General features: G+C 44.6%; 14 protein-coding genes. All 14 read left to right on the top strand.

The window, feature by feature from the left end; translation table 11 throughout:
* The first annotated feature begins 56 nt into the window (after nucleotides 1-56).
* The 14 genes from MHI25_RS01695 to MHI25_RS01760 all read left to right on the top strand — a co-directional run bounded on the left by MHI25_RS01695 (nucleotide 57) and on the right by MHI25_RS01760 (nucleotide 12,767).
* Nucleotides 57-707 carry an amino acid ABC transporter permease gene (locus MHI25_RS01695; RefSeq protein ID WP_076124698.1) on the top strand — a complete coding sequence of 217 codons (651 nt, stop codon included), beginning with the start codon at nucleotides 57-59 and terminating at the stop codon, nucleotides 705-707.
* Between the two features lie 10 nt (nucleotides 708-717).
* Entirely contained in the window at nucleotides 718-1,440 is a 723-nt protein-coding gene (locus MHI25_RS01700) for an amino acid ABC transporter ATP-binding protein (RefSeq protein ID WP_076282402.1), read from the top strand.
* Nucleotides 1,441-1,596: 156 nt separating this feature from the next.
* On the top strand, nucleotides 1,597-2,043 hold the full coding sequence (locus MHI25_RS01705; RefSeq protein WP_076185595.1) for a tellurite resistance TerB family protein: 447 nt from the start codon (nucleotides 1,597-1,599) through the stop codon (nucleotides 2,041-2,043).
* 124 nt (nucleotides 2,044-2,167) lie between these two features.
* Nucleotides 2,168-2,764: a TerD family protein gene (locus tag MHI25_RS01710; RefSeq protein WP_076124695.1), complete on the top strand. Its 597-nt coding sequence runs from the start codon at nucleotides 2,168-2,170 to the stop codon at nucleotides 2,762-2,764.
* Nucleotides 2,765-2,793: 29 nt separating this feature from the next.
* The gene (locus tag MHI25_RS01715; RefSeq protein ID WP_036687420.1) at nucleotides 2,794-3,369 is read left to right on the top strand and encodes a TerD family protein; all 576 of its coding nucleotides are present in this window, start codon (nucleotides 2,794-2,796) and stop codon (nucleotides 3,367-3,369) included.
* A 57-nt stretch (nucleotides 3,370-3,426) separates the two neighbouring features.
* A complete protein-coding gene (locus MHI25_RS01720; RefSeq protein ID WP_036687422.1) occupies nucleotides 3,427-4,008 on the top strand; it encodes a TerD family protein in 582 nt (193 codons plus the stop codon).
* A 133-nt stretch (nucleotides 4,009-4,141) separates the two neighbouring features.
* Nucleotides 4,142-5,422 (top strand): TerD family protein, encoded by a 1,281-nt coding sequence (locus MHI25_RS01725; protein WP_340394855.1) that lies wholly within the window; start codon nucleotides 4,142-4,144, stop codon nucleotides 5,420-5,422.
* 27 nt (nucleotides 5,423-5,449) lie between these two features.
* Nucleotides 5,450-6,190, top strand: coding sequence for a TerC family protein (locus MHI25_RS01730; RefSeq protein ID WP_036687425.1), 741 nt, complete (start codon nucleotides 5,450-5,452; stop codon nucleotides 6,188-6,190).
* A gap of 225 nt (nucleotides 6,191-6,415) precedes the next feature.
* Nucleotides 6,416-7,624 carry an HpcH/HpaI aldolase/citrate lyase family protein gene (locus MHI25_RS01735; RefSeq protein WP_232061116.1) on the top strand — a complete coding sequence of 403 codons (1,209 nt, stop codon included), beginning with the start codon at nucleotides 6,416-6,418 and terminating at the stop codon, nucleotides 7,622-7,624.
* Nucleotides 7,625-7,700: 76 nt separating this feature from the next.
* Nucleotides 7,701-9,011 carry a phosphoribosyltransferase family protein gene (locus tag MHI25_RS01740; RefSeq protein WP_340395647.1) on the top strand — a complete coding sequence of 437 codons (1,311 nt, stop codon included), beginning with the start codon at nucleotides 7,701-7,703 and terminating at the stop codon, nucleotides 9,009-9,011.
* Nucleotides 8,992-10,143, top strand: a complete 1,152-nt coding sequence (locus tag MHI25_RS01745) for a cysteine protease StiP family protein (protein ID WP_076306540.1) — start codon at nucleotides 8,992-8,994, stop codon at nucleotides 10,141-10,143. The genes MHI25_RS01740 and MHI25_RS01745 overlap by 20 nt, the downstream gene beginning before the upstream one ends.
* Nucleotides 10,140-10,973 carry an HAD family hydrolase gene (locus tag MHI25_RS01750; RefSeq protein WP_036687429.1) on the top strand — a complete coding sequence of 278 codons (834 nt, stop codon included), beginning with the start codon at nucleotides 10,140-10,142 and terminating at the stop codon, nucleotides 10,971-10,973. The genes MHI25_RS01745 and MHI25_RS01750 overlap by 4 nt, the downstream gene beginning before the upstream one ends.
* Complete coding sequence (locus MHI25_RS01755) at nucleotides 10,970-12,025, top strand: ATP-grasp domain-containing protein (RefSeq protein WP_076185601.1); 1,056 nt, start codon at nucleotides 10,970-10,972, stop codon at nucleotides 12,023-12,025. Before MHI25_RS01750 ends, MHI25_RS01755 begins: the two co-directional genes overlap by 4 nt.
* A 34-nt stretch (nucleotides 12,026-12,059) precedes the next feature.
* Nucleotides 12,060-12,767, top strand: a complete 708-nt coding sequence (locus MHI25_RS01760) for a hypothetical protein (RefSeq protein WP_076278972.1) — start codon at nucleotides 12,060-12,062, stop codon at nucleotides 12,765-12,767.
* Nucleotides 12,768-12,774: the final 7 nt, after the last annotated feature.

Consider the following 12,774-nt stretch of genomic DNA (forward strand, 5'->3'; position numbering starts at 1 on the left):
GCGCATGCTTATTTTTTTAAAGAGAGATGACATAAAGAAGAGAAGGAGAGAGTCCTATGGATTTTAGAATGGACATTATCATTCATTATTTGCCCGTCCTTTTAAAAGGGACACTGCTGACTATTGGTATTTCTGTAGTTTCTATTTTATTTGGCTCTATTTTGGGACTGGGGATCGGATTTGGCAAAATGGCCCCAAAATGGTATTTGCGCTGGCCTTTTCATTCATATATCAATTTTTTTCGAGGAACACCACTGTATGTGCAGATTCTGATTGTTCACTTTGGAGTGATTCCCCCGCTTTACGGCAAAACCAATGCTCTAATTACTGCGTTTGTTGCTCTGTCGCTTAATTCGGCTGCTTATTCGGCTGAGATTTTTCGGGCAGGCATTCAGTCGGTTGATCGTGGGCAACGGGAAGCGGCTATTTCACTGGGGATGACTAGTCGGCAAGCGATGAGATTTATTATTTTACCGCAAGCGATCAAACGGATGGTTCCGGCTTTTGGTAACGAGTTTATTGTGCTTGTGAAAGACTCCTCTCTTCTGGCTTTGGTGGCTGCACCGGAAATAATGTATTGGACCAACACGATGAAAGGGCAATATTTGCGGATATGGGAGCCTTATTTGACAGCGGCACTTATTTATTTCATTCTTACCTATTCTCTTAGCAAGCTGCTGAATTACGTTGAACGGAGGCTGAAATAGGATGGAGCCTATGATTTCAGTACGGAACTTACATAAATCATTTGGAACAAATACGGTGCTGGCCGATATAAGTATCGATATTTTCAGTCAAGAGGTAGTGGTGATTATTGGACCGTCCGGATCGGGTAAATCCACCTTTTTGCGTTGCCTTAATTTACTGGAGCAGCCGCAGGCCGGCGAGATTGTAATTGAAGGCACTTCTTTGATGGCGGCGAGTACGAAGATTAACGATATCCGTACAGAGCTTGGGATGGTGTTTCAGCAGTTTAATCTATTTCCTCATATGAGGGTTATAGAAAACATTATGCTGGCGCCGGTTCAGGTGCGTAAATGGTCTCCGGATAAAGCGCGGCAAAAAGCGCTGGAGCTGCTGCGAAAAGTAGGTCTAAGTGAAAAAGCAGAGATGTATCCAGCCTCATTGTCTGGGGGTCAGGCTCAGCGGGTAGCGATTGCAAGGGCGCTGGCTATGGAGCCCCAAATTATGCTCTTTGACGAACCAACCTCAGCGCTTGACCCGGAGATGGTGGGGGAAGTGCTGGCGGTGATGAAGGAACTGGCCCGTGAGGGGATGACGATGGTCGTGGTGACACATGAAATGGGCTTTGCGCGTGAGGTGGGGGATCGGGTGCTGTTCATGGAACAAGGTGAGATTGTGGAAGAAGGAAGTCCGGAGCAGCTGTTCGGAAATCCTATGCAAGAACGGACACGATCCTTTCTATCAAAGGTGCTGTAATTTAGTGGAAAGTAGAATCTTGTTATTTTATCAGGTATATTAGAAGAGTAACGGTTAATTCAGGGATTTATATGCAAAATCTGTCGGAACGTGGAGAGGAGGCTCTGGGGATATCTTTTGTTATCATAATCTTGCAGTGATAGAGGGAGAAATACGATGAGCACATTTAAAAACTGGTTAAACACAACCAAAAACGGACTAACAGATCAAGTGAAAAAATTCAAAAATAAAGACTTCATGAACGCGATAGTTGCAGGCTGCGCTTTGGTTGCTGCGGCTGACGGTAAAATAGAAGATGCAGAGAAGAATAAAATGGTCGGCTATATAAATCTAAGTAATGAATTGAAGGTATTTGACATGAGAGATGTCATTGCTCAATTCAACCATTATGTTAGTAACTTCGAGTTCTCTCCGGAAATAGGGAAACAAGAGGCTTTGAAAGCGATCGCTAAGTTTAGCGGCAAACCAGAAGCGGGCCGTCTGATCGTGGGCGTATGCTCGGCAATTGGATCAGCTGATGGTGATTTTGATGATTATGAAAAAGCAGTTGTGCGGAATATTTGTGGTGTCTTAGGATTAAACCCTAGCGAATTCAGTTTATAAATTAGGTGAAGTCATAGATAAAAGTTCGTTGAAACGTAATTTATTCTTTATCGTATCACTGATATAACACCTAAAAGCTAGACTAACAGATAATGATTTTTATCGGAAACGGAGGTACGTTGATTTGGCTGGAATTAATCTGGTAAAAGGTCAAAAGATTGATTTGACTAAAGGTAATGCGGGCTTGTCCAATGTAATTGTGGGCTTAGGCTGGGATCCAATTGAAGCCTCGCGGGGATTCTTTGGAGTCAAGAAACAGGCGAATGTCGACTGTGATGCCTCAGCACTGCTATTAAATGAGGATGGTAAGCTAACTAAGAAGGGTAACCTGATCTGCTTCCACAACAAGCAAAGTCCTTGCAACTCGGTCATTCATTCCGGAGATAATCTGACGGGTGAAGGCGACGGAGATGACGAGCAAATCATGGTTAATTTGAAAGCCATTCCTGCCGATGTTCACAAGGTTCTGGTTGTCGTTAACATTTACGATGCGGTGAATCGCAAACAGGATTTTGGAATGATCAAATCAGCGTATATTCGGGTAATAAATGCTGCCGGGAATAGTGAGTTGATTAAATTCAACTTGTCAGACAACTACACAGGTTTTACGGCACTTATTTGTGGAGAGCTTTACCGCCAAGGTGGAGAATGGAAGTTCGCTGCAATTGGTGAAGGCAGCCACGCTGCTCATATCAATCAACTTGCAGAACGCTACGTATAATCCAAATATAAGAAAAGAGGTATGTAATCATGGCAATTAATCTATCCAAAGGTCAAAAAATCGATTTAACGAAAACAAACCCAGGTCTATCCAAAATCACAGTAGGTCTTGGTTGGGACACTAATAAATATGACGGCGGAAAAGATTTCGATTTGGACGTATCCGTCTTTTTGACCAATGCTAGTGGTAAAGTTGATAAAGAAACCAACTTCATTTTCTTCAATAACAAGCAAAATGAGAATGCTTCTGTTGTTCATACCGGAGATAACCGTACAGGTGAAGGCGATGGTGATGATGAGCAGGTTCAAGTGGATCTTCAGAACATCCCTGCTGATGTAGACAAAGTAGCTTTTACTATTACAATTTATGATGCTGAAGCAAGAAGCCAAAACTTTGGACAAGTCTCCCGTTCCTACGTACGTATCGTAAACGATCTGAACAATGAAGAATTGATTCGTTTCGACCTCGGTGAGGATTTCTCTATTGAAACTGGTGTCGTTGTAGGCGAATTGTATCGTAACGGTGCAGAATGGAAGTTCAATGCTATCGGCAGTGGCTACAAAGACGGCTTGAGCGGTTTGACTCGCGACTACGGCCTGCAATAAATTTCATTCTGCATGCTAAAGATGAATTGAATTCATAAATGAAAGAAGGTTTTGTCAGTGACGATCAGTCTCTCTAAAGGACAACGGATTGATCTTACCAAGACTAATCCGGGTTTGACGAAGGTAGTAGTAGGATTGGGCTGGGATACTAACAAGTATAGCGGCGGCCAAGATTTTGACCTTGATGCCTCAGCCTTTTTACTGCATGAAGATGGTAAGGCCAAGGGCTCCGATGATTTTGTATTCTACAACAATCCTTCGGGTGGCGCAGGTTCCTTGACTCATACGGGGGATAACCGTACAGGTGAGGGTGACGGAGATGACGAGCAGATTGTTGTTGATTTCAGCAAAATCCCTGCTCATATTCAGCGCATCGGAATAACGGTAACGATCTATGATTATGAAACTCGGGCACAAAACTTTGGACAGGTTTCCAATGCTTTTGTACGTGTAGTAGATGCGTCTAATGATCGTGAAGTGCTTCGCTTCGATTTAGGTGAAGACTTTTCAACTGAAACAGCTGTTGTATTCTGTGAGTTCTACCGCAATGGTGCGGATTGGAAGTTCCAGGCGATTGGAAGTGGCTTTGCCGGCGGTCTAAGCGCTTTATGCAGAAACTATGGACTGGACGCGCAATAACATCCAAGTGGGCGGGGTCATTACCGATCCTGCCCTTTTTATAAATATTTAGAGCAGTACAGACTCCACTTTGTGGGGTTCTTTTTTACAAAATTATTAGTTGGTTTACTCCATTTATAAAGGTGGCGTAAGAATGAGTGTTAACGTAGTCAAAGGGCAAAAAGCTGATCTGACCAAAGGCAATGCTGGACTTCATTCTATAATCGTAGAGATCGGCTGGAATGCTCCGGCTGCTCTGGAGATTGATAGCTCTGCTTTCCTGCTTGGATCAGAGGGTAAAGTAAGTAAAGACGAGGATTTAATATTTTATAATAATCCAGCCACATCGTATATTAGGTATAAGGATGTGCCAGGATTCAATGACCGCAAGCAATTCGAAGTTCAATTGGATAAGATTCCTTCCGATGTGATGAAGATTGCCTTTACGCTTACCATTTATGATGGGGAGAAAAGGGGTCAAAGTTTTGGGCAAGTTAGTCAGGCCTATTTTCGGATTCTCAATCAAGTGACAGGTGCGGAACTGCTCCGATGTGATCTCGACAATCTTTTCTCCGTGGAAACGGCCATTGTGGTAGGGGAATTATATAGATATAACAGTGAATGGAAGTTCAGTGCCATTGCAGCGGGGTTTGCCGGAGGTTTGAAAGAGATATGCAGCAACTTCGGTATTGAAGCGAATGAGGAGCCTGCTCCTGCTGCTCCACAGCCGGAGGTTAAGCCGCAGATTCCACCACAAATCTTCGCAACGCCGCCTGCGCAGCCAGTGAAACGTGAAGAAAGCTCTCCACCCACACCTCCGCCTTCGCCAATGAATCTCAACTTGAAGAAAATCGAGCTGAAGAAAAAAGGCGATTCCATCAATTTGAAAAAATCAGCCAGTGGTAATTTAGGGGAAGTGTTGATTAATCTCAACTGGAACCAGAAGCAGGGCGGACTCTTTAGTCGTAAAAATGGCGTAGATCTAGATCTTGCTTGTCTGTATGAACTGAAGAATGGCAGTAAAGGAGTGGTACAAGCGTTGGGCAATGCCTTTGGCTCATTGAATCAACCTCCTTATGTCATGCTTGATGGGGATGATCGGACAGGCTCCGTAACTACTGGTGAGAATTTGCGTATAAATGGTATCAAAATTTCCGAGATTGAACGCATTCTAGTGTTTTCCTTTATTTATAAAGGGGTAACCAACTGGTCGGAGGCCGATGGGGTTGTCACCATCAAACAAGGCGGAGGACCTGATATCATTGTAAATTTGGACGAGCATAACAACCGTAAAGGGATGTGTGCCATTGCGTTATTCCGGAATGTAAGCAATGAAACATTTAGTGTTGAACGGCTGGTGCAATATTACAGTGGTCATCGTGAGATGGATGAAGCCTATGGCTGGGGGCTGCGCTGGGTTGCGGGCAGCAAATAATCGATTTTACCGGAGGCGCAAAGTGTAATGGATTGGTTCGCAGATTTTTTTAGAAATATTAGTGAGAATTACGGGCATTTTTTCTCATGGAGTGATGTAGTAGGTACACTCTCTGATCCTGTGAGCTGGGGGATTATCGGGAGCTTAATTCTACTAGAAGGTTTGCTCTCTGCAGATAATGCGCTTGTGCTTGCCGTTATGGTTAAGCATCTACCTAAGGAGCAGCAGAAAAAGGCGCTTTTCTACGGTATCTTAGGGGCTTATTTGTTCAGATTCCTGGCCATTGGACTAGGGACATTTCTTATTAAGTTTACTTTGGTTAAGGTTCTTGGTGCACTGTATCTCTTTTATATCGCATATAAAGGTTTATTTAAGGGCAGTGGCGAAGAGCATACGGAGAATAAAGGCACTTCTTTTTGGAAGACGGTTCTCCTTGTTGAATTAATGGATATTGCTTTCAGTATTGACAGTGTTATTGCAGCATTTGGACTTAGTGATCAGGTTTGGGTTCTCTTTATGGGTGGTATCTTAGGGGTTCTGATGATGCGCGGAGTGGCGCAGGTATTCTTGAAGCTTATTGATAAATTCCCTGAATTGGAACAGGCAGCTTTCCTGCTTATCGCCATTATTGCGGGTAAGATGCTAGCGGGTGCTTTTGGTTTTGAATTGCCGCATGTCGTATTCTTTACAATCCTTATAGCGGTATTCGTGGGTACGATCCTCTATAGTGCTAGACGTAAGAAAAAAGATGCCCATAAAAGTGCATGATTAAAAAAGTAATTGCACCATAGAGAAGTCGGAGCCGATCATGCAAGAATAGAAACGCCTGCTTCTTTCAGGTAATCGTATATGTTATAGCGTAGGCCTTCACTTATATTTGAGAGAGCCAAGATGCCATCCCCAAGGGAGAGTATTGCCGGTTCTGACACTCTCTATGAGGAGAGGTCTACGCTTGTTTTGCTTGGCTTCGCAAAACTATAAGGGGGAACCGATTTGAGATACTTCGATTACCTGACAAAAGAACAAGAAATCTCTTTGTTTTACACTCCGCCTATCTCATTTGATCATACCACGAACAAGGAACTGTTAGCCTACGCTGTCGGCGCTGCCCTCTATATGCCGGCTACCCGTGCAAGTGTTGCAGAAGACATCATTAAGCTCAAGAATGCAGGTCTAGTGACGGTTATTATAGATCTGGAGGACGCAATCGGAGATGACCAGGTTGACAATGCAGAGGAATCTATTATCCAGCATCTTATTTACCTAGCTGCTTACGCAGAAAATGAGCTGGATTCATCGAACAGCCTCCCGCTTCTTTTTATACGAGTACGTAACCCGGACCAACTCCGGCAAATGATTTTCCGCTTGGGATCCTTGGTAACGATGTTAACAGGGTTTGTATTTCCTAAGTTCTCTGTGGACAATGGAATTCAATATTTTGAAACGTTAGCTGAGTACAACAATACGCGTGGTTATAATGATCCTGTGCTTTACGGGATGCCAATCTTGGAAACTGCACCTATTATTTATCGGGAAAGTCGAGTGGACAGTCTGCTATCTATCCGTGATTTACTCCGTAATTACCGTGAGCTTGTCCTAAACGTCAGAATTGGGGCAACGGATTTCTCCAGCCTGTTCGGACTGCGTCGCAGTCCTGATGTTAGTATTTATGATCTTACTCCTATCCGTGACTGTATCTCGGACATTATCAATGTGTTTGGGCGGGTTGAAGAGGGATATGTGATCTCAGGACCTGTCTGGGAGTATTTTGCGAATAAAGGTCATCGAGTTCTCCGGCCGCAGCTGCGGCAGACGCCATTTGAGGATACTTACGGCAAAAACGGCCGTGATATGCGGAATAGCTATATCTCGAGCAGTGTGGACGGGCTAATTCGTGAGGTTATTTTGGATAAAGAGAATGGAATTGTGGGTAAGACGATTATCCATCCTTCTCATCTCAGACCTGTTCAGGCGATGTATACAGTGATGCATGAGGAATACGTCGACGCTTTAAGCATTGTAGAAAGTAATGATGGCAGTCTGGGCGTGTTTAAGAGTCAATATTTTAATAAAATGAACGAAATTAAGCCCCATCTGAATTGGGCAAGACGAATTTTACTACGATCTCAAATATACGGGGTGTTACATGAACAACAGCATTTTGTCGGATTATTACCCGAAAACGAATTTACGCACGTATAACATAGTCGAGAACCTGCAAGTGAATGTAACCGAAACCTTTAACCCCTTTCATATGCCTCTGGATTCTTTATTTTCTATGGCGGCGCGAATTAATAAAAAACGAACTTTTCTGTTTGTCAGTAAGGTGCTTGGCAAGCATATCCCCGTCGATCCGTATACTTCACTTCTAAGCGGAGCAGCGTTGGCGCTGCTGTTATATCAGGAGATGAACGGCGATTCCGTGGATAGTGATCGTATGACAAAGTTATTGGATATGGCGGTTCATGGGCTGATTCATCCTGAATTTGCTAAGGAAGCCTATCAGCATTTACTAGCGGCCCGGCTGGTTTTGCCCAAGCCTGTGGTTTTTATTGGATTCGCAGAAACGGCAACTGCACTGGGTCACAGTGTGTACAACATCTTTGCTGAGCAGGCATCCTATATTCATACTACGCGTGAGCATATTCCTGATTTGGAGTCTGTTGTAAGTTTTGTAGAAGAGCATTCCCATGCAGTTGATCATCTATGTTATGCCTTGGATACCGAACTCTTATCTGGGACAGAGCCCATTATATTGGTAGATGACGAGATTACGACCGGGAAAACCGCGATCAATACAATTCGAGATATTCAGTCAAAATTCCCGCGGGAGGAATATGTGGTAGTCTCTCTTCTGGACTGGAGAAGCGGCAGCAATCTTCAACACTATAGTGAGCTTGAGCAGGAGCTGGGGATTCGCATTAAGTCGTTATGTCTGCTGCAAGGGAATATTGAAGTGATAGGTTCACCGGTGTTTAATAAGGATACGGAGCAGCTGGATAGAGAGGCCATTTTTGAGTGTGAGGTTGTAACTACTTATGCTCAAGATGGAATGGAACGACTGGAGGTATCCTCTATCGATTCCTATGGTGAGATCAACACAGCGCCGTATATGAAATATAGTGGACGGTTCGGAATGGAGTCACAGGATAATCTGGAGCTTGATCAGGGTGTGAAACGAATAGCTGAGCAGCTGCGGCAATTGCGTAGAGGACCGAAAGCCTTGGTAATGGGTGTAGGAGAATTTATGTATCTTCCGATGAGAGTGGCGGCGGAAATGGGGAAAGGGATTGCTTACCAGTCTTCCACTAGAAGTCCAATCCACCCTGAGCGTCGGCCGGATTATGGGGTACATAGTGCTGCTGCGTATCCTTCAGCTGGTGATCCGGAAATCACAAACTTTATTTATAATATAGCTCCTGGTCAATACGATGATATATTTGTGCTGATTGAGCGTGATGTACCGCATGAGCGTATGAAACCTATGCTTGATATACTGAAGAAACTGGCCCGCCATAAAGTGCATCTTATTGTACTGACCTCGGAAAGAAGAAGTGGAGGCCCTACCTATGAAGGGAACAGTAACTGAAGAAATTCTAAACAGAAGTATAGCCGAACCGGTTCCGCTAGGCAGCTATTCTCCGTCAGATGTTATATTTTTGCTTAAGGATCTGAGCGATGTTTCACTGGAGCGGGCGACTGACGAAAGAGAGGCCGCCATTCAATCAGGTGTACACTACTCTGAGATGCTGCCCGTGGAATATCAGCCTACTGAGCAGTATATTGAGTTATTTCACGAGACGCTGGAGCAATCTGCGGAGAAGGTCGCTCTAGCAGTAGCGGTAGTCTCTGAGATGATTGTCGCTCAAAGGGGACTTGATACGGTGTTAGTCTCTTTGGCAAGAGCGGGAACACCAATTGGTGTACTGATTAAGCGTTATATCCAAGAGCGATATGGTGCTGATCTGCCGCATTATAGTATCTCTATCATTCGGGGCAAGGGGATTGATGAGAACGCAATCCTTTATATTCTGCAAAAGCACGGGCTTGACGCTGATTTGCAGTTTGTCGACGGATGGACGGGGAAAGGGGCTATTCGCCAGGTATTGATTGAAGCGTGCAACAGCCTGTATGAGAAATATGGCATTCGGCTAAATGATGACCTGGCCGTATTGGCTGATCCCGGGAACTGTTCAGGCACGTTCGGGACTAGAGAGGATTATCTTATTCCTAGTGCATGCCTCAATTCTACGGTGTCAGGACTGATGAGCCGGACAGTGCTGCGCGATGATTTAATCGGTCCGGAAGAATTCCATGGGGCTAAATTCTACAAGGAATGGCTCGATACGGATGTATCCAATGTATTCATTGCGGCGATCTGCCCGTATTTCTCCTCCGTTGCGGAAAAAGCACAAGCGATTGCTGAACAGATGCAGCAATCGCCGCCAGAAATTACATGGCAGGGCCTGCGTGATATTCAGAGTATTCAAGAAGTGTTCGGCATAGATAACATCAATTTGGTCAAGCCCGGAGTCGGAGAAACTACCCGAGTGCTGCTGCGCAGAGTACCGTGGAAGATTCTTGTCGATACTATGGATAATCCAAATCTTCGTCATATTATTCTCTTAGCAGAGGATAGAGGGGTTCCAGTAGAAGTATTCCCTGGACTCACCTACTCCTGTTGCGGGATTATTAAGCCGCTGAGAGGTGAGACGGAATGATCTATGCCAGTGATTTGGACCGAACGTTAATCTATTCCTTAAATGCAATCGGTGTCCCGGAGAATACTCCGGGCCTGGTTCCTGCGGAGGTTGTGGATGGTAAGACGGTTTCATACATTTCGCAAAAAGCATTGGCTGATCTGATGGAGCTTACTTCCCGTATTATCTTTATGCCCGTTACAACACGTACCATAGCGCAGTATAAGCGTATTAATCTGTTTCAAGACACGATTATTCCAGACTACGCGATTACTAGTAATGGCGGGAATATTCTGATTGGTGGCGAAGTAGATAAGAGCTGGAGAGCTTCGGTGGGCAGGCTTGTTCAAAATGAATCGGCTGCGGCAGAAGAAGTTAGAATGCACGTTAGGTCTGTAGTGCACGAGGAATGGATCATTAGTGAGCGGTATTGTGATGATTTATTTTATACTTTTGTAGTAGTTCGTGATTTATTACCTATGGATGAGATCACGAATCTGGCAGAGCGATTATATGATTTGGGCTGGCGGGTATCCTTACAAGGGCGCAAGCTATATGTCGTTCCTGCCGCTGTGAATAAAAGTGATGCGATTGTTCATGTGCGCCGGACGGTTCGTTCAGAACCGATGGTAGCATCGGGAGATTCCTTGTTGGATAAGAGTTTACTAGAAAGTGCGGACTATGCGATTGCTCCTTGTCATGGAGAAATATTTGCAGAGCAGCAGAGTGGTCTTGTAAAATCAAGGTATCCCTTTACGAAGCAAGCGGGTGTTTTTGCTGGTGATGAAATTCTACAGTATGTAAACATGATCTATAATAACTTAACCGTATTGGGAGTTGGGCCACTATGAAAAAGGTAAACATTTATTTCAATCGCTGGTTTTCCGTCGCTTACCATTATATGAATCTCATCCGCAATAATGAGGATGGCGTTCCTGTACAAATCTTCGCCACGCATCCTGATATTCACCATATGTCCCTTCAAGGTGCTGATGTTGCTGGGACTGAACCAGCACTGACTGGAATAGAATATGTTCAATTCTGCGTGGATTTCTGTCGCCGCAATGAGATCGATATCTTCATTCCACGGTTACATATGCTGGATATAGCTTTGCATGCTGCTATGTTTGATGCGATTGGCACCAAGGTTCTAGTCTGTAGAGATTTGGACTTATTGGAGACCATCATGGATAAGGGGAAGTTCTACGAAAGTGTTAAGGAAACAGGGATTATGACAATTCCTGATTATCATGTGGTGAGTACAGCAGAGCAGTTCAAAGAGGCTTATCATGATCTTGTAGCCAAAGGACACCACGTATGCTTTAAACCCACGGAGACAGAGGGAGGCCTTGGCTTCCGTATCATTGATAACACACGTAGTCCTTTACAGGAGCTGTTTGGTCATGTAACTCCGCTGATATCCTTCGATGAGGCCTATCGTATTCTGGGAAGTGAACCTACATTCCCTGAACTTATGGTGATGGAATTGCTGGAAGGTTATGAATACAGTATAGATTGCTTGTCAGATGAGAATGGCAGGCTGTTAGCGGCTGTACCCCGTCGTAAAGCTGGCGGTCGTCTGCGGCTGATGGAGCATATTCCGGAGCTGGAGGAGATCGCTTCCCGGGTAGCAGAGGTATATAAAATACCTTTCAATTTCAATATTCAAATGAAGTATAGTGGTGGAATTCCTAAACTGCTGGAGATTAACCCCCGGATGTCTGGAGGTCTTCATATTTCTTGTCTGTCTGGAATTAACTTTCCATACCTGGCTGTCAAAAGTGCACTCGGCGGAGAGGTCCAGCCTGCGGAGTTCGGCGATAATGTGCTTGCCAGCCATGTAGAGCAGCCGCTAATTATGAAAATAAACGGCGAATCCGTAATTCCGGATCCCGTGAATTGAGCGTTCGCAATCTCGCTCACAAGAGGTGAGAAAAATTAAATTTAAATCGAAAATATTGCTGTATGCCGGTATTGGCTATGTTGTCGCTGTATTAACGAGTTCTTTTTTGCCTGAGTTACTCTCCTTGCTGTTGCCTGTAGCGGGTGCAGCGGTAGGGGTTCTTGCAACGAGAAGTCCAAGAACCAACCTTCCGGCTGAGGTGCTGCCAGCAGGTCCAGAGACGGTGCCTGTTGCTCCAGCTCCCTCTGCAAATGCTCCGCAATTACCTAGTGTGGCAAATAATGCTGCACCAGGTAATCCGGGCAATAGTGGTAGAACTGAGGCCGAACCAACGAAGATTGGACCGGAATTTGCTCCAGTAGTTGAGTACCTTAGCATTCTGGAAGATATGATTATCTCCGAGGGGCAGAAGGATACACTGGACAATGAAATTGTCGAGAAATCACTGGCGCTTTTTGCGAGACTTCAACGTGTAATTCCGCTGCTGCAGGAGCTCAATAATGGCGATATTAATCATACGGTCCGCAGATTGATTCTGAAGGATTTAAATGGTGTGATTAACCCATTTTTGCGCCTAAGTGGTGAAGCGAAGACGAAGAATCGGAGAACGCTGCTGAACGGTCTAAGAGATGTTGATTCCAAAATATCGGATATTGCTTCGACGATCGAACATAAAGACCTGATGGAACTTCAGACGAAGGCGGAACTGATTCATCAGCGGTATAGCAGTTCCGAATTATAGGAGGGAA

The sequence above is a fragment of the Paenibacillus sp. FSL E2-0177 genome, from assembly GCF_037992975.1.
In the GTDB taxonomy this organism is placed as follows: Bacteria; Bacillota; Bacilli; order Paenibacillales; family Paenibacillaceae; genus Paenibacillus_AQ; species Paenibacillus_AQ odorifer.